Genomic DNA, 19,925 nt, shown 5'->3' on the forward strand with positions numbered 1-19,925 from the left:
CGGCATGGACACCATTCCCCAGATCACGCAGCGGGTGCGTCTGGCCGATGTCGCCCGGGTCACCACCCTTTCCACCCGCCAGATCCAGAAGCTGGCCGCAGCCGGGCAGATACCCGGTGCAGCCAAGTTCGGCCGGATCTGGACGTTTGATCCCATCAAGATCCACGCATGGATCAATAATCAGGAGGCCCGGGTTTGTCAGGCCGCACCAACGCCAACATCTACCTTCGAGGCAAAACGTATTGGGGGCGGCTCCAGATTGCCGGCCGCGAGCATAGAAGCAGCCTACGTACGGCTGACCCGCGGGAAGCCCGGCGCAGGCTCAAGCAGTGGAAAACAGAACTCGAGCGCGAGGCCGTAACAGGCGACAGCGACCAGCTTTTTGAAGAAGCCGTCATCCGCTGGATCACCGAAGTGCTGGCAACCTCGGTCAAGCCCCAGACCATGCGGCGCTACACCATCTCAATCCGCAGTCTGGAAGATACATTCAAGGGCGTTCGTGTGCGCGACATCACCACGCGCCTGATTTCCAATTTCGTATCCAGCCGGTCAGGCAGCGTAACCAATGCCACCATCCGCCGGGACCTGACGGCGCTGTCCCGCCTGCTGTCGGCCTGCGTGGCATGGGGCTGGATCACCAGCAACCCGGCCCTGTCCTTTGACCGCACGATCATCCGCGAACGGCGCGATCCGATCACACCGCCCTGCCCCGATTCGGTGGCGCGGTTCAAGGCCGCCTGCCCGCCCGGCATGGCTGCGATTCTCGACCTGCTGGAACAGACGGGCATGCGGGAAAACGAAGCTGTCAGCCTGACGGGAGACAACGTGGACCATGAACGCCAACAGATCCGACTGCTCCGCACCAAGACGAGTCGGCCACGCACGATCGCATGGGTCACGCCAGGCGGAGACGCAACCGCGTTGCTGGAGCAAGCACCCCGTACCGGCTGCCTGTTCCCGAACCGGCATGGAAAGCCTTATCGAAATGCGGCCTCAAACTATGGACAGGTCATGCGCCGGGTGATGGCGCGATGCGAAGCCGAGAGCATCTCCTTCACCCGCTTTCGTATCCATGATCTCCGCCACGCCTTCGCTATCCGTTGGCTCAAGGCAGGCGGCGACATCTACCGTCTGAGCCGCCATCTGGGACACACATCGGTCAAGACAACTGAAATCTACCTGTCGGCCCTGACGGCGGATGAACTGGACCGGGTAATGCATGTCGGCACAAAAGACGGCACAGTAACCACATGAATGCAGCGGTTTTTGTGCGTGGTAACATCTAGACGGCGGCGGCAGACCTAGCTAAACAGACGATATGGAGAGGTGGCCGAGCGGTTGAAGGCAGCGGTCTTGAAAACCGCCGTGCGTGTGAGCGTACCGTGGGTTCGAATCCCACCCTCTCCGCCACAACATTCCCAGAAAATACGATGCCATCATAACGTCGCGCATCCATCGAATGATGGAATGACGATGGTGGCATTCCATACAGGAATGGGCTTTTCCATCATAGGGGTGGCAGATCCCTTCGCTTTCCTGCGCGCCCCGCAACCATGGATCAACCGTCCCCGCATCGGCCCATGACCCGCGCCACAGGCCGCGGACGACACGGGCGCAGGCACATGGACCGCCCGCGCCCCGCCCGATCAGTCTTCCGGCGCATGCCCTGCCATGCGTGCCGCTTCATCGGCCTCGGCCTGTTCACGTACCCGGCGGCGCGCCCGGGCCCGTAGCCACAGCCATGCGCCAGTCCCCAGCATGATCGCACCCGCCACGCCACACAGGTACATCAGGATCGGGTGACGCGACAGGAACCAGTCCACCCACATCCACAGCGGCAGCCTGCCCACCGTATAGGTGGGCGATGTGCGATAGGTCGTGAATCTGTCGCCGTTCTTCAGCACCAGGTCGCCCTGCAGGCTGGACAGGGCCTTGCGGTCATGCAGGCTGGTGATCAGGTCATGGATATGCGCGCCATCATCCCCCAGCAGCGCCAGCATCGAACGATGGCTGGCATAGGGGGATTCCGCCCCGATCATCATGGCGGCATTGCGCACCGGGGCATTCAGGTTGGCGGTCACCCCGTTGCGCAGTCCGCTGCCATCACGGTCCTGGAACATGTACCAGATACCCTGCAGTCCCATATCCTGACCGACATGGATATGGCCGTCGTCAATCTGGTATGCCGAACGTGACAGCAGGGACGCCGCCGGTCCCATCTGCCCCACCGGGGCCAGCAGGATGATATCGCCGGAAGGCGGATTCCGCGCAATATCCGTCGTCGTGGCAAGATGCACCCCTGCGGCGGGATACCATGTCACCGACCCCATGAAGCCCATCAGGTCAAGATAGGCCCCGATCGTATCGGTATCCGGCGTGGGCGGCAGGACCACCGTGGTTTCCCCAAGGTCGGCCATGCGGGAAAACGGAAACCCGATTTCGGAAAAATAGGACAGGTTGGGCAGGGTCGCGAAATGCACGCCACGCCGGAAATCCAGCACGGAATCCGAATCAATCCCAAGACGCAGGTTATCGGGCGTACGCCGGCAGGCCCCCCGGTCCACCGGGCGGGTGTCAAAGTTGAACTGCAGGTCATTCTGCCCGAACAGCAGCCATGACGGCAGCGCCGTGACATGCCCCACCGCGCCTGCATGCTGGGTGACCATCCGTTCCGACCACATGCGCCACAGGCTGTTGCCCAGCAGCGAATAGCTTTGCAGGTAGGAGTTATTGAGACTGACATCCAGACGGGACGCGCTGATATCCACAACCGGGTTATCCGGCGTGCGCACCCACAGATCCATCAGGAACGGCAGGCCGTGCCACGTATACAGGTCGGGCGGCAGGTGAAACGGCACATGCAGCGTACCGGGCGCGAAGCCGCCAGCCTGCAGGTCACCCGCCGTCACCAGTTCACCAAAACGCACCGGGCGGTCCGTCGGGATGAAGGCTGGCGCATCATACGGGACGCGGGGGCGCAGGGTAACATCCTGCACCACGGCGGACGACATGTTGCCCAGCGTATCGGGCGAAAACACCAGCGCGCGGGCCGCGACCTCGACATCGTGCGGCGTGCGCCCGGTTATGACCAGGACGGTGCCCCATCTGTCATTGGGGTTGGCGATTTCCAGCAGCGTCGGGCCAGCGGGCATGTGTCCCTGATCATCAACGGGAATGTTCTGCCCGATTTCAATGGCATTGCCGGATGCCGGCATGCTGCGCGACACGGGAAAGGACAGTTGCCGCGAGTCAGCCAGCTTGCCAAACCATGACGCGACAAGCCCCCCCGCGCGCATGATCTCTTCCCCCGGGGCCGCGGCGGGCATGACCACCGGCACCCGCATGGCCACCTTCAGGTTGGGATCGAAAAAGGGTACCGGCAACCGGCTCAGGTCACGTTCCGGCACGATCCGCGCCGTGGTCAGGGTAATGCTGGACTGATCCGATATCTGGGCCCACAGCACGTCATTGTACAGGTCGTTGCAGTCACGCCTGTATTCACCGGCAAAATGGAAATTGAGCTTGTTGTCACCCGTGAAATAAAGCGGATCAACCTCGATTTCCATCGGACCGAAGGTCGGATGCGTCGGATCGATGCGGATCGTGCCGACATACTGTTCATTCAGGGTGACGGTCAGCGCCGTGGCTTCGGGCAGCAGCGATGGCGAAATCGCCCCGGACAGTTTCAGCGTTGCATGGGTCACCACGCGGTTGGCCGGCACCACCACGTCAATGCCCTGCAATGGGGAGAAGCCCCGCAGGGTCAGGGGACCGTTTTCAAGGCCAAGGTCATGAAACGGAATGGTGCGCGTGATTTCGGTATCCGCCACCCGGTCCGCCAGCCTTGGGTCCGGCAGGCTGCCCACGGGCGGGATATCGCCGCTGTTGGTATCCCCCAGCGGGGTCAGGCGCGACACGCCCGTCGTGCTGTAAACCGGGGGGGATGCGGGCGGCGTGGCGACAGGTGCCGCGACTGCCGGCGGCACGGGCGGGGGGGAGACGGGTTCCTGCGCCCGTGCGGGCATCATTACCGACAGCAGCATGCCCATGCCCGCCGCCATCATGGTCACGCCATAGCCAATGCCCCGATGGACAGGCGGCACCACAAGGCTCTTTTTTTCCAGCGTTTCTTCCTTGTGCACGCTTTCATCACTTTCTTCAGATTCCTGCGCCGGGCTGAGATCCCACAGGTAAGGCGGGGACAGAAGGCCGCCTATGCTTTTTATGACCTGATATATGCTGTTCAACGGCCGGTCATCCTTGAAATCGGCCCAGTTATGCCATGCATCGCTTCGACCGAACACAAAGCTGACAATCTGGCGTTCCTGCTCCAGCGTTTCATTTTTCCATTGCAGATGCAGCCATGAACCACGCTGCCCGAGAATGGTGGCGGGCACGGCCACCCTGATCCCGTCATCGGGCTTGCTGTACTGCAGGACGATGTCCATCGGGGTTTCAAGCTGCATGGGCAGGTTGAGGGTCACCCCCGCCCCACCCAGCGAAATATCCGTCGTGTGGGCATGATATGACGCGCCATCGGCGAAGCAGACCTCGACCGGCAGTTTGACCCGCACGCGGGGCTTGTGCCGGATCTGCCGCGTCTCGCGCCCCACCGCGATGGATGCCAGCACCACGATCAGGCTGATGGTGATCCACAGCGTATTGAGCACGAAGGACTGGAACGCCAGCTTCTGGTGGTACTGGAAAATCATGCCCAGTATGCCGCGCACCATCCCCGCGAACAGGACCAGCGCCATGATGACGTTGGGATACACCGCGCTGAAATCGAAATACCCCCGCGCCAGAAGCCCCCCCTTGTCCGTCACGTTGAACTTGCCCTTGTGCGGCTGCAGCAGGGTGACGATGGTGATGCGGATGAGGAACAGCGCGAGCGAGGTCTCGTAGATCTCGCTCCAGAAGGAATAGCGCCACCGCCCCTCGATCCGGGACAGGGTCATGATGGAATGGAAGATATGCGGCAGCGCATAGACCATGATGGCAAAGGGGGATGCGGCGATGATGTTCTGCCCGAAAAACAGGAACCCCAGCGGTGAGACAAGGAAGATCACCCGCGGGATGGCAAACAGGAAGTGCGACATGGCCGACAGGTAGCACAGCCGCTGTTCCCACCGCAGGCCACCACCCAGCATGGGATTGTCCAGCCGCATGATCTGCAGCATGCCACGCGCCCAGCGCACGCGCTGCCCGATATGCAGGATCAGCCGTTCGGTGGCCAGCCCACCGGCGAGTGGCTGACGCAGATAGGCCGTCCCCCATCCCTTGCGCTGCATCTTCAGCGCGGTATGGGCATCTTCCGTAACCGTTTCGGTCGCGAACCCGCCAACACTCAGCAGCGCCGAACGGCGGATGGCGGCACAGGAACCGCAGAAGAACGTCGCATCCCAGAAATCATTGCCATCCTGCACCAGCCCGTAGAACATGTTGCCTTCGGGCGGCACGTCATAGCCCGCGGCAAGGTTGCGCTGGAACGGATCGGGGGAATAGAAATGGTGCGGCGTCTGCAGCAGCGCCAGCTTGGGATCAGCCACCATCCAGCCAATGGTCTTGAGCAGGAAGGACCGGGTGGGCACGTGGTCACAGTCGAAAATGACCACGAACTCCCCCCTGGTGATCTTCATCGCGTGATTGAGGTTGCCGGCCTTGGCGTGGTTGTTCTCGGAACGGATGATGTAGCCCGCGCCGGATTCCTTTGCGAAATCGTAAAAGGACTTCCGCCGCCCGTCATCCAGAATATAGACATTCAGCTTGTCCGCAGGCCAGTGCAGGTCCAGCGCCCCCAGCACGGTCGAACGCACCAGTTCAAGATCCTCGTTATAGGACGGGACATAGACATCCACCACCGGCCAGTCATCGGGGTTGTCGGGCAGGTTGTGCGGCTTGCGGCCCAGGGGCCATGACATCTGGAAATAGCTCAGGCACAGGGTGGACAGGGCATATCCCTCTGCCAGAAGCAGGGAAACCGACATGATAATCTGCAGCAGTCCGGTGAACTGCACCGTGCTGCCCAGTCGCCAGATCAGGTAACGGAAGGACACGAACAGCGACAGCATCATGAGGATGCAGGTGACGTGCCGCCCCTTCCTGCGGTTAAGGAAGAAGAACAGGCTGATCGTGCCTATGGAAATATAGGCCTGTTGCGCGGGCGCAAGGGTAATGTCGCCAACAGACAGACAGAGAAACGCCCCACCCGCCAGCAGGAAGCAGACAAGCCACTTCATCCTGCGCGGCGTGGCCATGGACGCATCACCGCCCCACTTCAGCCACCATTCCCTTAGCATATTTTACAACCAGACCGACCTGAATAAAAACCTGCTGATACGCATGCATGCAACAGACGCGCCAGGACATTTTACGGACCATTACCGCGCCCTGCGCCAGCGCACGATCTGTTCCTTATGGCAAAAAGTTCCGCTTAAAAAATATCTCTTTCCTGTGATTTCCTTAATGGAAAGGAACATTAAATGACGTGCCATCGGGACCGCAAGGCATTATGTGGGATATGGATTCATTTTTGAATATTGGCCAGAAAAAACAAACCGCGCGCGCCGGGTGCAATATTCCCTGGTCACAAATCATGAATACGGCTCACATCACAAATCATACCCTGTGACTTATTAAGTAACGCATCCTGTTTTACATATGAACCAGCAATCGTGACAGACAAAAAAAGGCACCCGATCCATCGGACCGGGTGCCTTGTTCATCCTGTTACACGCGTGGCGTCAGACCGCGCGGCGACCTGCGCCGCCGGAACGGCCACCGCCACCGGGGCGACCGCCACGGCCACCACCGGGCGGACGACCGCCACCGGCCGGGCGACCACCACCACCGGGACGCCCGCCCCCGGACCGGCCACCGCCGCCCCCGCGACCGCGACCACCGCCACCCAACACGGGTGGGCGCATGGTGGAATTCTCGGCGGCTTCCGAATGGTACGGGTGTTCGGACACGACCGGGATCTTCTTGCCGATATTCTTTTCAATATCGCGCAGCCATGCCCGCTGTTCCGCATCACACAGGGACACGGCCCAGCCTTCACGCCCGGCGCGCGCCGTGCGGCCAATGCGGTGAACATAGCTTTCGGGCACGTTGGGCAGGTCGTAGTTGAACACGTGGGTCACGTCGTCCACGTCAATGCCACGGGCCGCGATGTCAGTCGCCACCAGCACCTTCACGTTGCCGGAACGGAAACCCGACATGGCGCGTTCACGCGCGCCCTGCGACTTGTTGCCGTGAATGGCTTCGGCCGTGATGCCGTGTTCGCTCAGGAAGGCCGCGACCTTGTTGGCTTCATGCTTCATCAGCGTGAACACCACGGCGCGTTCGACCTTGGGCGAATCCACCAGCAGCTTCAGCGCCTCGCGCTTGTTGCCGGTATCGACAAACATCACTGCCTGGCGGATACGGTCCACCGTGCTGGACGGCGGCGTGACCTGCACGGTGGCGGGGTCACGCAGCAGCCCATGCGCCAGGTCCGAAATGGTCTTGGGCATGGTGGCCGAAAACAGCAGCGTCTGCCGGTCGGTTGGCAATGCCGCGACAATCTTGCGGATATCGCGCACGAAGCCCATGTCCAGCATCCGGTCGGCTTCGTCCAGCACCAGGACCTCAAGCCCGGACAGGTCGACATGCCCCTGCCCCATCAGGTCCAGCAGGCGGCCGGGCGCCGCGACCAGCACGTCCACGCCACGGCGCAGGGCCTCGATCTGGCGTCCCTGCCCCACGCCACCAAACACGACAGCGTGGCTGAAGCGCATGTGGCGGGCATAGGATGCGAAGCTTTCCCCGATCTGGGATGCCAGTTCGCGCGTCGGCGCCAGCACCAGCGCACGTGCGCCCTTGGGGTGCGCACGGCCCTTTTCACGGAAAAGACGGTCAAGGATCGGCAGCGCGAAGGCCGCGGTCTTGCCCGTTCCGGTCTGTGCCAGACCCAGCAGGTCGCGCCCTTCCAGCAGGTAGGGAATGGCGCCGGCCTGAATGGGGGTGGGCGTGGCGTAGCCTTCCTCGTCCAGTGCCCGCAACAGCGGCTCTGCAAGATGAAGATCGGCAAACGTTGTCATGAATGGCGCCTCCTGGCGCGAAAAAACAGGGCCGTGGGGCGTGCAGGAACCTGCATGCCCGGATGGCGAACTGACAGACATACCCGACACCGGCCCTTATATGCACGGGGGCACTCGGTCTGTCGTCGCAAGGATATCATGTAAGGAATAAAGGCCGGTCCAGTCTGCTTCTGTTCGTGTCCCCCGCGTCAAGGACACGTGCAATCAAACCAGCACAAGGAACAGGCGCGGTCCGTTCCCAAGCCTGAGGCTGTATATTGTTACGGGGTGGACCGCAAGCTTTTTTCATGCAGTCCGTCCCCATATGCCCGCCCGTCGCGGGCGGCCCCGGTTCAGGACGGGGGAAAACGGTCGGTCAGGATGACTTCATCATCGGGCAGCTTGCCCACGCGCGGCCCGGCCTGTTCCGTCCCCTTGCCGATGACGACAAACATCGCCACCACATGGTCCGCCGGCAGGTTGATCAGGCGGCCCACCGCATCATAATCGAACCCGTCCATAGGGCAGGACTGATAGCCCATGGCGGTGGCGGCCAGCATGAGCGTCTGGGCCGCAAGGCCCGCGCTGCGCATGGTCTCATCCTGCTGGACCCATTCGCGGCCTTCGTAATAGCCGCGGATCATCTCCGCCATGCGCTGCTTCACGTCATCGGGCGCACCATTGAAATAGCGGGCCGGGTCTTTCTTCCACGCATCACGGTCAGCACAGATCACGATCAGGACGGAGGCGTCGGTCACGTCCGGCTGGTCCCACGCCACCTTGCGCAGTTCACGGCGCAAGGCCGGGTCCCGCACCACCACGAAACGGCAGTGCTGGATATTGAACGCCGAAGGCGCGCGGCGCGCGGCTGCAAGCAGGTCATGCAGTTCGGCCGGGCTGATCGCGTGATCCGGGTCATAGGCCCGTATGGCGCGCCGGGTCTGGATGGCCTCAAGAGTATCCAATGTCACATCTCCCCACCATGGCGACTTTGTTAACGGGGGGCGTCCTTGCGTCGCAACAGGAACAGCGCCTGTTCCCCGAACAGGTTGGCCAGCCGGATCGAACGCCGCCATGGTGCGCGCTCGCCGTCTTCATCCACAGCCATCCACTGCTGGACAACATAGCCCTCATCGCGACACAGCGTCAAAAAGTCGAGGATCGTGCACGGGTGGATGTTGGGCGTGTCGTACCACGGCGTGCTCCACACGCTGGTCATGGGCATGCGCCCGCGCAGCAGAAGCTGCATGCGCAGCCGCCAGTGGCCGAAATTGGGGAAGGACACGATGGCGTACCGACCGATGCGCAGCATCTGGCGCAGCACCTCACGCGGGCGCTCAACCGCCTGCAGGGTACGCTGCAGCACCACGTAATCGAACGCATTGTCGGGATAATGGACCAGATCATGGTCCGCGTCCCCATGCATGACCGGCAGGCCGTGGGCGACGGAACGGGTGACCTCTCGCATATCGATCTCGATCCCGCGCGCGTCACACCCGCTGTTGCGGAACAGGTAATCCAGCAGCGCGCCATCGCCGCTGCCCACATCCAGTACGCGGGTCCGGGGACGGATCATGCCCGCGATCAGGCGCTGGTCAAGCCGCATGGTCAGCCAATCCCCGCATGTTCCGCCGCCCCGCACAGGAAGCCGCGGATGGTCCGGTCGAAATCAGGTTCATCCAGCAGGAAGGCATCATGACCCTTGTCACTGTCGATCTCGACAAAGGATACGTTTGCCGCGACCTGGTTGAGCGCACGCGCCAGAAGCCGCGCCTGTGACGTGGGGAACAGCCAGTCCGACGAAAACGAGATGATGCAGAACCGCGTGGGCGTGCCCCGGAACGGGCGTGACATGTCGCCATCATGTTCGGCGCCCAGGTCGAAGTAATCCATCGCGCGCGTGATCGTCAGGTAGGAATTGGCGTCAAACCGCCGCACGAAGGTCGATCCCTGATGGCGCAGGTAGCTTTCCACCTCGAACATCTCGCCAAACAGCGAGCCCGGCCCCCCTGTGGCCCCACGCCCGGGCGTCGTGCGCACGCGGCGGCCGAATTTGCGCGTCAGCGCCGCTTCGGACAGGTAGGTGATGTGCGCCATCATGCGCGCGACCGCCAGGCCACGGGCCGGGATCTCGTTACATTCCCAGTACCGCCCGCCATGCCATTGCGGGTCGGCGAATATGGCCTGGCGGCTGACTTCGTTGAAGGCGATGTTCTGCGCGGAATGGAAGGGCGATGTCGCGATCGGCATGGCCGCGAACACCTGTTCCGGATAGGTCGCGCACCATTCCAGCACCTGCATGCCGCCCATGGACCCGCCCACCACCGCCAGCAGGCGCGTGATGCCCATATGTTCGACCAGCAGATGCTGCGCGCGCACCATGTCACGGATGGTGATGGCGGGGAAATCGGTGCCCCACGGCTCCTCCGTCCCGTCTTCGCGCACCCGCAGGCTGCGCGGGCCGGTCGTGCCCATGCACCCGCCCAGCACATTGACGCAGATGACGAAGAAACGGTCGGTATCGATCGGCAGCCCCGGCCCCACCATGCGCCCCCACCATCCGGGCTTGCCGGTCAGGGGATGGGGATCGGCCACGTACTGGTCGCCCGTCAGCGCATGGCAGACAAGGATCGCGTTGTCACGCGCGGGCGACAGGGTGCCATAGGTGCGGTACGCCACATCCACCGGGGCAAGGTGGAAGCCACAGTCCAGCTGCAATCCGTCTGGAAAGGTGACATGCTGATGCGACAGGGGGGTGACGGGATTGGTCTGGTCCATTCTGTATCCGGCATTGCGTCGACAGGGACAATGAAAAAAACTGACAGGGGTTGCGTATGGCACCCCGGCCCGGCACATGCAAGGTTCATGACGGTCCCGGCCCGCCGGGGCATGGGGTCAGAACTGTTCCACCTTGCCCACGCCCTCGATGGCCTTGATCATCTGCGCCACACGTGGGGTCACGCGGTAACGTTCGGCCAGCGTCAGTTCAACATCGCGCGTTTCCGCGACCGATGGCAGCAGGATCACCCGCCCCCGCCCGTTGCCATTGCCCTGCAGCACGTCACGGATCGGTTCCAGCGCATCCGCCCGGTCAAACCAGATACGCAGTTCCGCCGCGGCTTCCGCCGCCGCCTGTTCCAGTTCCATCACGTCGGACGCCGTGATGCGCAACGCCTCACCATCCAGCTTCAGATCCGCCGTCACCACCACGGCATTGCCCGCCACCAGGATTTCGCGCGACCGCGACAGCACTTCGGAAAAGAAGGTGATCTCACACCCGCCCGATGCATCGGACAGCCGCACCCACGCCATCTTGTTCCCCGTGCGGGTGGGGCGTTCCTTGCGGTCCACCACGCAGCCGGCGATCTTGACGCGGCCAATGCCCGCCTGTGCCGCCGCCTCCAGCCCCGTGGCCCTGACCGCCCCCAGCCTGCGCATGAGCGGGCCATAGGAATCCAGCGGGTGCCCCGTCAGGTGAAAGCCGATGGCGTCGGCTTCCATGTTCAGCCGTTCGAATTCAGGCCAGTCGGCGCAGCGCGGCAGGCGCAGCGGCTCACGCTGGGCGGGTATGTCGCCACCACCGCCAAACAGGCCGATCTGCCCACTGGCGGCTTCCTGCGCATTGGCCTGCGCGCGCCGCATGACGGTTTCAGCCCCACCGCAGGCCTGCGCGCGGTTGGGCAGGATGGTGTCGAACGCCCCCGCGCGGGCCAGGTTTTCCAGCTGCATCTTGTTGACCTGCCGGGGGTCCAGGCGGGCGGCCAGATCCTCAAGGTCGGTAAAGGGCCTGTCGCCGCGCACCGCCACCAGCGACTGCATGGCGCTCAGCCCCACCTTCTTGACCGCGGCCAGCGCGTAGCGGATGCCATAGCCCTTGCCATCGGGCAGCTTTTCCACCGTGAAATCCGCGCCGGATGCATTGATGTCGGGCGGCAGGATGGGAATGCCCAGCCGGTCGGCTTCCTGCCGCAGGCCCGCCAGCTTGTCGGTCTTTTCACGCGCAAGCGACATGCACGCGGCGATGAAGGCCACGGGATGGTTCGCCTTCATCCACGCCGTCTGGTACGACACCAGCGCGTAGGCGGCGGCATGGGATTTGTTGAACCCGTAATCGGCGAACTTGGCCATGAGGTCGAACACCTCGGCGGCCTTTTCCTTTTCAATGCCGCGCTTCATCGCCCCTTCGGTAAAGATCACGCGCTGGCGGTCCATTTCCGCGCGGATCTTCTTGCCCATGGCGCGCCGCAGCAGGTCCGCCCCGCCCAGGCTGTAGCCCGCCATCTTCTGGGCGATCTGCATGACCTGTTCCTGATAGACCATGATGCCGTAGGTCTCTTCCAGGATATCGCGGATTTCCTCGTGCGGCGGCTCCCACGGCTCACCGTGCTTGCGCCTGCAGTAATCGGGGATGTTGGCCATCGGCCCGGGACGGTACAGCGCCACGGCGGCGATCAGGTCTTCCAGCCGGGTCGGGCGCATCTGCTTGAGCACGTCGCGCATGCCCGCGCCTTCAAACTGGAACACGCCGCCCGTATCGCCGCGCGCCAGCATGTCATAGGTCAGTCCGTCATCCAGCGGCAGGGCCGACAGGTCGACCTCGACCCCCATGCCATGCAGGAACTGCACCGCGCGCTGCAGGATGGTCAGCGTGGTCAGGCCGAGGAAGTCGAATTTGACCAGCCCCGCCTGCTCCACGAACTTCATGTTGTACTGCGTGACCAGCATGTCGCTCTTGGGATCACGGTACAGCGGCACCAGTTCCACCAGTTCGCGGTCGCCAATCACCACACCCGCCGCATGCGTACTGGCATGGCGGAACAGGCCTTCCAGCTGCTGGCCGATTTCCAGCAGGCGGGCGATGGCTTCGTCCTCATCGCGCATTTCCTGCAGGCGCGGCTCCCCCTCGATCGCCTGTTTCAGTGTCACCGGCTGCGCGGGATTGTTGGGGATCAGTTCCGCCACGCGGTTGACCATGCCGAATGGCAGGCCCAGCACGCGCCCCACGTCGCGCACGGCGGCGCGCGCCTGCAGCTTACCGAACGTGATGATCTGGGCCACGCGGTCGGGACCGTATTCGTTACGGACGTAACGGATCACCTCGTCCCGCCGGTCCTGACAGAAATCGATATCGAAGTCAGGCATCGACACGCGTTCGGGGTTCAGGAACCGCTCGAACAGCAGGTTGAAGGGAATGGGGTCGATATCGGTAATGGTCAGCGCCCATGCCGCCAGCGACCCCGCACCCGAACCACGCCCCGGCCCCACGGGTATGTCATGCGCCTTGGCCCACTGGATGAAGTCGGCCACGATCATGAAATAACCGGGGAACCCCATCTGGGCGATAATGTCGAGTTCGAACGCCAGGCGTTCCTCGTATTTCGTCCGCATATCGTCATCGACAGTCATGCGCGACAGGCGGTTTTTCAGGCCGGTAACGGCCATGTGCCGCAATGTCTGTTCCTCGGTCTGGCCTTCTTCCACCTTCGGGCAGACCGGCAGCAGGGGCTTGCGCGTTTCCACTGCAATGGCGCAGCAGCGTGCGATGTCCAGCGTATTGTCGCAGGCTTCGGGCAGGTCGGCGAACAGTTCGCGCATGACCTCCGGCGGCTTGAACCAGTGTTCGGGCGTGACCCGCCAGCGGTCGCGTTCGGCCATGGTGCGGCCCTGCGCGATGCACAGCAGCGCATCATGCGCCTCGTACATGTCCGGCCTGGGAAAGAAACATTCATTGGTCGCCACCAGCGGCAGGCCCATGCGGTCTGCCATGGCGATCATGCCCGGCTCCACCGCGCGTTCCGCCGCCTGCCCATGACGGTGCAGTTCCACCGCCATGTGGCTGCCATAGGCTTCGTGCAGCCGGTCCATGAGGCGCGCGGCCTCCTTCTCCTGCCCTTCGGCCAGCATATGGAACAATGGTCCCCGGCTGCCGCCCGTCAGCAGGAACAGGCCGCCCGCGCGTTCGCACAGCATATCAAGGGTAACGGTCGGTTCATCCGTTTCATGCTGCAGGAACCCCGCCGAGGACAGGAACTGCAAATTGGCCAGCCCTTCCGCATTGCGCGCCAGCAGCACCACGGGTTCGGCCGGGCTGCCTGGCTTGTCGCTGCGCGACGGCAGGCCGATCTGGCAGCCAATAATGGGCTGCACGCCCTTTTTCCCGCAATATTGCGAGAATTCCAGCGCGCCGAACATGTTGCCCGTATCGGTAATGGCGACGGCGGGCATGTGCATGTCGTGGGCCAGCGCCACCAGTTCGGGCACGCGGATGGCCCCCTGGCTGAGGGAATAGGCGGAATGGACACGCAGGTGAACGAAATCGGCATGGGACATGGGCATATCTTACCCCACACCGCATCTGATTCGCACGCCCCGTGCGCAAGGCATGACCTGCCATGCATAAAAAATGACAAAAGTTTCTTGGGTGCCGCCTTTTTGTTAAAAGCGGCGTTCTTTGAAGCTTTTTACAGATTTTCAGGTGACAGGCGCCACCGGCACGACCAGCCCGTCACGCAGGGTCACGATGCGGTCCATGCGGCGGGCAAGGTCCATGTTATGGGTCGCGATCAGGGCGGCGACCCCATGGGCGCGCACGGTTTCCAGCAGCGCGTCAAACACCGCGTCAGACGTATTCACGTCCAGGTTGCCCGTCGGTTCATCCGCCAGCAGCACATGCGGGCGGTTGGCCAGCGCGCGCGCAATGGCCACGCGCTGTTTTTCCCCCCCCGACAGCTTGCCCGGCAGATGGTCCAGCCGGTGCCCCAGCCCGAAAATGGACAGCAGTTCGTCCGCCCGCGCGCGTGCATCCCTGCGCGCGACGCCCGCGATCATCTGCGGCAGCATGACATTTTCACGGGCGCTGAATTCGGCCAGCAGGTGGTGGAACTGGTACACGAACCCGATCCGGTCGCGCCGGATCTCGGTCCGCCGGGCATCCGTCAGCGCGCCCGCGTCCTGCCCCGCCACCATGACACAGCCCGCATCCGGCTTTTCCAGCAGGCCAGCCAGATGCAGCAGCGTGGACTTCCCGGTGCCCGAAGGCGCGACAAGGGCCACGATCTCACCGGGGTGCAGCGTCAGGTCCGCGCCGCGCAGCACATTCAGCGTTTCCTCGCCGCTGATGTAACGGCGCGCCACGCCATCCATGCGCAGCGGTGGGGCGTTGTTCAGGGCATCACTCATGGCGCAGGGCCTCCACCGGGTCCGTCCTTGCCGCCCGCCATGACGGGTACAGCGTGGCCAGCAGCGACAGCACCAGCGCCATCACGATCACCTCGATCACCTGCGACCAGATCAGCCTGGCGGGCAGGTGTTCCAGATAATACACCTCGGCATTGAACAGGTCGGTGCCGGTGATGCGCTGCAGAAGCTGGCGGATATGTTCGATATTCAGGCAGAACACGATGCCAAGTCCGGTGCCGACAAACGTGCCCGTCACCCCCACCGATGCCCCGCACATGAGGAAGATGCGCATGATCGCCCCACGCGTCGCCCCCAGCGTGCGCAGCACGGCGATATCGGCGCTCTTGTCCTTGACCATCATGATCAGCGACGAGATCACGTTGAAGGCCGCAACAAGGATGATCAGCGTCAGGATCAGGAACATCACGTTCTGTTCCACCTGCACCGCGCCGAAGAAGGCATTGTTGCTCTGCGTCCAGTCCATGACGCGCACGTTGCCATCCATCGCCTTTTCGATCGCCTGGCGGATGGGGGCGACGTTTTCCGCATCCCGGGTCATGACCTGCACCTGCGTCACCTGCCCCGGTAGCTGGAAATAGACCTGCGCCGCATGCAGCGGCAGGAATACATAGCTGGCGTTATAGTCATTCACGCCCGCATCAAATATGCCCACCACGCGATAGGCGCGCACGCGCGGCATGGTGCCGAATGCGGTCGCCGCCCCCTGGGGCGAAACCAGCGTCAGCCTGCCGCCCACCGTCAGCCCCGCGCGTTCCGCCAGCGTGGTGCCGACGATGATGGTGTCATCGCCGCCAAAATCGTCCATGGAACCGGCGACAAGGTTGTCGCTGACCTCATGCAGCGCCTGCAGATCGGCCCGCGTCATGCCGCGCACCAGCCCGCCCGCATTGTAGCTGCCGGAATTGAGCAGTACCTGCGATTCCACCAGTGGGGCCGCCGATACGACGCCCGGCACCCTGCGCACCCGTCCGGCCACGTCATCATAATCGCTGATGGTGCGTGTCACGCCAAAGACGCTGAGATCGCCATTCAGCCCCAGGATACGGCCCAGCAGGTCGGCCTTGAACCCGTTCATGACCGACATGACGATGATCAGCGTGGCGACACCCAGCGCGATCCCCACAAGCGAGAAGATCGCGATGACGGAAACGAACCGCTCCCCCCGCCGGGCATGCAGGTAACGCCCGGCGACCATCCGCTCGAAGGGACCAAACATCAGACGCGTATTTTCGCGATAAGGGCCAGGGCCGCGTCCACCGTTTCCTCGGTGCGTTCACCGGTGCGGCGGTTCTTCACTTCCACCTTGCCATCCTTCGCCCCGCGCGGCCCCACGATCAGCTGCCACGGATGGCCCAGCAGGTCGGCATCGGCAAACTTCGCGCCCGCGCGTTCGGCACGGTCGTCATACAGCAGGTCATCAGGCGCTGCCGCATACAGCTTTTCACAGATGGCGTCGCACTGCGCGTCACCATTCTTCAGGTTGATGATGGCGGCCCGGAAGGGGGCTACGGACGCGGGCCAGATAATGCCGTTGTCATCATGGCTGGCTTCGATGATCGCGGCGACAAGACGCGAGACACCAATGCCGTACGACCCCATTTCCGGATACAGCGGCGCGCCGTCGGGGCCGCTGACCGCGATGTCCATGGACTGGGTATACTTGCGGCCGAAGTTGAAGATATGCCCGACCTCGATGCCACGCCCCTCGCGCTGGCGTTCGGCCGGCACCTTCGCCCATGCATCCGCGTCATGCATTTCATCCGTCGCGGCATAGAACGACGTCATACCGGTGAAGAACTTTTCAAGCGACGCCCGGTCATTGAGGTCAACGTTTTCACCCAGCCAGTCCTGGTCCTCCAGCGCGCTGTCGAAGAACACGCCGCTTTCCCCCGTGGGGGCCAGGATCAGGAATTCGTGGCTCAGTTCACCGCCGATCGGACCGGTATCGGCGCGCATCGGGATCGCGCGCACGCCAAGGCGCTGGAACGTGCGCAGGTAGGCCAGCATCATGCGGCGATAGGTATCAACCGCGGCATCATGGTCGAGGTCGAAGCTGTAGGCGTCCTTCATGTAGAATTCACGCCCGCGCATCACGCCAAAGCGGGGGCGGACCTCGTCACGGAACTTCCACTGGATCTGGTACAGCACCTGCGGCAGTTCCTTGTAGGACTTGACCGCCTGACCGAACAGGTCGGTGATCATTTCCTCGTTGGTCGGGCCGAACAGCATGTCGCGTTCATGCCGGTCACGGATGCGCAGCATTTCCGGGCCATAGGCGTCATAGCGGCCCGAACGCTTCCACAGGTCGGCGGACTGCATGGTGGGCATCAGCAGTTCCTGCGCGCCCACGGCGTCCTGTTCGTGGCGCACGATATTCGCGATATGGCGCAGCACCCGCAGGCCGGCTGGCAGCCAGGCATAGATGCCTGCCGCAGTCTGGCGAATCATGCCCGCACGCAGCATGAGCCGGTGCGACGTGATCTGGGCCTCGGCCGGATTTTCCTTGAGGGTCGGCAGAAAACTGCGGGACAGACGCATATCCGTATGAACCTTGAAGTATGAGAACCGATAATGCAGCGGACCCTAGACCAATCACAACGCCCGTGGAATGGGGCATGTGCGTGATATCCCCCCGCGCCACACCGAAGCGTGATGGCCAAAGGCCGGCAATGCGTAAACATCCGCGTGAGGGGGCATGGCGGCAACCCCGTGCCGGGGCTAAGGTGCGCAGGCAAATCTGGTTGCACACGAGACGCCGGGTTTAGGGAAAACGTACCAAAAAAATAATGGCAGGAAACGGTTCATCCGTTCCCTGCCATAATCATTTGCGGCCCAAGGATCATAAAGACGTTTCTGGTGCCGCCCTGTTCAAAAAAGACGGCACCAGAAAACTTTCATTACTTTCCGTCAGCTACACCCGCAGCAGATGCACATCGACCAGCGGGCGCTTCTGCAGCTTGCGACCCAGCGCGCGGCGCAGCGCTGTCTTGGCCGCTTCGCGGAAGGTCGCGTCGTTTTCACGCAGTTCATCGGGGATTTCATCCAGCGCATTGCCGAATTCCTCGGTCACGCGCTGGGTTTCGGGGTCTTCGGCATCCAGCAGGCCGGGCGCGCTGACCTTCGGGTCACCGATCAGGTAGCCCTCATCATCCACCGCGAAGCTGCCCAGCACCATGCCGTTGAACAGCATCCGGCGCCGCGCCGACAGTACGCCGCCATTCATGGGCAGGATGCGCCCGCCATCCAGCACCAGACGCCCGGTGGGGGCGGTATCGCCGATCTCGACCCCGTCGGCGCGGATGTCGAGGATATCGCCATCTTCCAGCAGCACGGGTTCGATATTCAGTTCCTGCGCAATGGCGGCATTGGCGGTCAGGTGACGCCATTCGCCATGCACCGGGATCAGGAAACGCGGGCGCACAAGGTCATACAGCTTGCGCACGTCACCACCCGTGGCGTGGCCTGATACATGCACAAGGTGGTCCTTGTCGGTAATGACATGCACGCCACGGCGGGTCAGGCTGTCCTGCACCTGGATCACGGCCTGCTCGTTACCGGGAATCATGCGGCTGCTGTAGATGACCGTATCCCCCTCACCCAGCGCGATGTTGGGGTGGGTGTCGGCCGCGATGCGCGACAGGGCCGAACGGGGCTCGCCCTGGCTGCCGGTCACGATCAGCAGGATCTGGCTGTCGGGAATGGAATTGGCGTCCTGTTCCGACAGGAAGTGCGGCACATCCGACAGGTAGCCGCATTCGCGCGCCGCGACCTCAAGGTTGCGCAGGCTGCGCCCGACCACGGCAACGCGGCGGCCAGCGGCCTTTGCCGCCATGGCCAGCGTTTCCACGCGGGCAACGTTACTGGCGAAGCAGGTCACCGCGATCCGCCCCTCGAGCGAGGCGATGAGGCGCGTCATCTCGCGCCGCACATCGGCTTCGGACGCGGACGGCCCTTCGGTGCGGACATTGGTGCTGTCGCACACCATGGCCAGCACGCCCTCACGCCCCAGTTCGGCGAAGGTTTCAAGGTCGGTCGGCGGTCCGACCTGCGGGTCGGGATCGATCTTCCAGTCCCCGGTATGGACAATGATGCCCTGCGGCGTGCGCAGCACCAGCGACTGTGATTCCGGCACCGAATGCGTGACCGAGACGAAGCGCAGGTCAAACGGCCCGACGGTAAAGGCGCTGCCGGGGGCGATCACATGGATGGGCACCTGCTGCAGCAGCCCTGCCTCCCCCAGCTTGCGGCGCAGCACTGCCGCGGCAAACGGCGTGACATAGACCGGGCAGCCAAGCTGCGGCCACAGATGGGCGATCGCCCCCAGGTGGTCTTCATGCGCGTGGGTGACGACCAGACCGGTCAGCCTGTCCCTGCGTTCGGCGATGAAAACCGGATCAGGCAGGATGATTTCCGCCTCCGGCGTGTCATTGCCGCTGAAGCCGATGCCGCAATCCACCGCCAGCCACGCCTCACCCTGTCGGTACAGGTTGAGGTTCATGCCAATTTCGCCTGTTCCGCCTAACGGGAGGAATGAAACGCCTGTCATATCATTCATCAACAAATCCTGTGTCAGTTACCATGGTTTCAGATGTGTTTGAAAAATGGCCCCGGAACGCCTGTCCCGTGCCGTTGTTACGTGCCCTGCTGTCAGCCCGGTCGGGGCCA

General features: G+C 63.2%; 12 protein-coding genes and 1 tRNA gene. 3 read left to right on the forward strand and 10 right to left on the reverse strand.

Annotated features, from left to right (window positions below):
- Nucleotides 1-4: 4 nt before the first annotated feature.
- The 3 genes from S101446_RS18400 (at nucleotide 5) to S101446_RS06500 (ending at nucleotide 1,410) form a co-directional block, all read left to right on the forward strand.
- Entirely contained in the window at nucleotides 5-361 is a 357-nt protein-coding gene (locus S101446_RS18400; protein ID WP_244184560.1) for a helix-turn-helix transcriptional regulator, read from the forward strand.
- A complete protein-coding gene (locus S101446_RS06495) occupies nucleotides 259-1,254 on the forward strand; it encodes a tyrosine-type recombinase/integrase (RefSeq protein WP_279629056.1) in 996 nt (331 codons plus the stop codon). The genes S101446_RS18400 and S101446_RS06495 overlap by 103 nt, the downstream gene beginning before the upstream one ends.
- 66 nt (nucleotides 1,255-1,320) lie before the next feature.
- A tRNA-Ser gene (locus S101446_RS06500) sits at nucleotides 1,321-1,410 on the forward strand.
- Nucleotides 1,411-1,646: 236 nt separating this feature from the next.
- Here the strand turns inward: S101446_RS06500 and bcsA are convergent.
- The 10 genes from bcsA to S101446_RS06550 all read right to left on the reverse strand — a co-directional run bounded on the left by bcsA (nucleotide 1,647) and on the right by S101446_RS06550 (nucleotide 19,815).
- A complete protein-coding gene (gene bcsA, locus S101446_RS06505; RefSeq protein WP_087607953.1) occupies nucleotides 1,647-6,299 on the reverse strand; it encodes a UDP-forming cellulose synthase catalytic subunit in 4,653 nt (1,550 codons plus the stop codon).
- A gap of 444 nt (nucleotides 6,300-6,743) precedes the next feature.
- Nucleotides 6,744-8,081: a DEAD/DEAH box helicase gene (locus tag S101446_RS06510; protein WP_010506328.1), complete on the reverse strand. Its 1,338-nt coding sequence runs from the start codon at nucleotides 8,079-8,081 to the stop codon at nucleotides 6,744-6,746.
- A gap of 332 nt (nucleotides 8,082-8,413) precedes the next feature.
- Nucleotides 8,414-9,025, reverse strand: a complete 612-nt coding sequence (locus S101446_RS06515; protein ID WP_087607954.1) for a nitroreductase family protein — start codon at nucleotides 9,023-9,025, stop codon at nucleotides 8,414-8,416.
- 29 nt (nucleotides 9,026-9,054) lie between these two features.
- Entirely contained in the window at nucleotides 9,055-9,666 is a 612-nt protein-coding gene (metW, locus tag S101446_RS06520; RefSeq protein WP_010506332.1) for a methionine biosynthesis protein MetW, read from the reverse strand.
- A 2-nt stretch (nucleotides 9,667-9,668) separates the two neighbouring features.
- Nucleotides 9,669-10,838 carry a homoserine O-acetyltransferase MetX gene (gene metX, locus S101446_RS06525; protein WP_010506334.1) on the reverse strand — a complete coding sequence of 390 codons (1,170 nt, stop codon included), beginning with the start codon at nucleotides 10,836-10,838 and terminating at the stop codon, nucleotides 9,669-9,671.
- Between the two features lie 117 nt (nucleotides 10,839-10,955).
- Entirely contained in the window at nucleotides 10,956-14,390 is a 3,435-nt protein-coding gene (gene dnaE / locus S101446_RS06530; protein ID WP_010506336.1) for a DNA polymerase III subunit alpha, read from the reverse strand.
- Nucleotides 14,391-14,531: 141 nt separating this feature from the next.
- Nucleotides 14,532-15,239 carry an ABC transporter ATP-binding protein gene (locus tag S101446_RS06535; RefSeq protein ID WP_087607955.1) on the reverse strand — a complete coding sequence of 236 codons (708 nt, stop codon included), beginning with the start codon at nucleotides 15,237-15,239 and terminating at the stop codon, nucleotides 14,532-14,534.
- A complete protein-coding gene (locus S101446_RS06540) occupies nucleotides 15,232-16,476 on the reverse strand; it encodes a lipoprotein-releasing ABC transporter permease subunit (RefSeq protein ID WP_087607956.1) in 1,245 nt (414 codons plus the stop codon). The genes S101446_RS06535 and S101446_RS06540 overlap by 8 nt, the downstream gene beginning before the upstream one ends.
- Complete coding sequence (gene proS, locus S101446_RS06545; RefSeq protein WP_087607957.1) at nucleotides 16,476-17,798, reverse strand: proline--tRNA ligase; 1,323 nt, start codon at nucleotides 17,796-17,798, stop codon at nucleotides 16,476-16,478. Before proS ends, S101446_RS06540 begins: the two co-directional genes overlap by 1 nt.
- 373 nt (nucleotides 17,799-18,171) lie before the next feature.
- Nucleotides 18,172-19,815: a ribonuclease J gene (locus S101446_RS06550; protein ID WP_010506345.1), complete on the reverse strand. Its 1,644-nt coding sequence runs from the start codon at nucleotides 19,813-19,815 to the stop codon at nucleotides 18,172-18,174.
- Between the last annotated feature and the right edge of the window lie 110 nt (nucleotides 19,816-19,925).

Origin of the sequence: Komagataeibacter europaeus (assembly GCF_002173515.1) — a bacterium.
GTDB classification, from domain to species: domain Bacteria; phylum Pseudomonadota; class Alphaproteobacteria; order Acetobacterales; family Acetobacteraceae; genus Komagataeibacter; species Komagataeibacter europaeus.

Bases quoted from the DNA above. Each gene is read 5' to 3' on its own strand.
- metX (WP_010506334.1), bottom strand. From the start codon at position 10,838: ATGGACCAGACCAATCCCGTCACCCCCCTGTCGCATCAGCATGTCACC.
- S101446_RS06510 (WP_010506328.1), bottom strand. From the start codon at position 8,081: ATGACAACGTTTGCCGATCTTCATCTTGCAGAGCCGCTGTTGCGGGCA.
- S101446_RS06540 (WP_087607956.1), bottom strand. From the start codon at position 16,476: ATGTTTGGTCCCTTCGAGCGGATGGTCGCCGGGCGTTACCTGCATGCC.
- S101446_RS06550 (WP_010506345.1), bottom strand. From the start codon at position 19,815: ATGAATGATATGACAGGCGTTTCATTCCTCCCGTTAGGCGGAACAGGC.
- bcsA (WP_087607953.1), bottom strand. From the start codon at position 6,299: ATGCTAAGGGAATGGTGGCTGAAGTGGGGCGGTGATGCGTCCATGGCC.
- S101446_RS06535 (WP_087607955.1), bottom strand. From the start codon at position 15,239: ATGAGTGATGCCCTGAACAACGCCCCACCGCTGCGCATGGATGGCGTG.
- metW (WP_010506332.1), bottom strand. From the start codon at position 9,666: ATGCGGCTTGACCAGCGCCTGATCGCGGGCATGATCCGTCCCCGGACC.
- dnaE (WP_010506336.1), bottom strand. From the start codon at position 14,390: ATGTCCCATGCCGATTTCGTTCACCTGCGTGTCCATTCCGCCTATTCC.
- proS (WP_087607957.1), bottom strand. From the start codon at position 17,798: ATGCGTCTGTCCCGCAGTTTTCTGCCGACCCTCAAGGAAAATCCGGCC.
- S101446_RS18400 (WP_244184560.1), top strand. From the start codon at position 5: ATGGACACCATTCCCCAGATCACGCAGCGGGTGCGTCTGGCCGATGTC.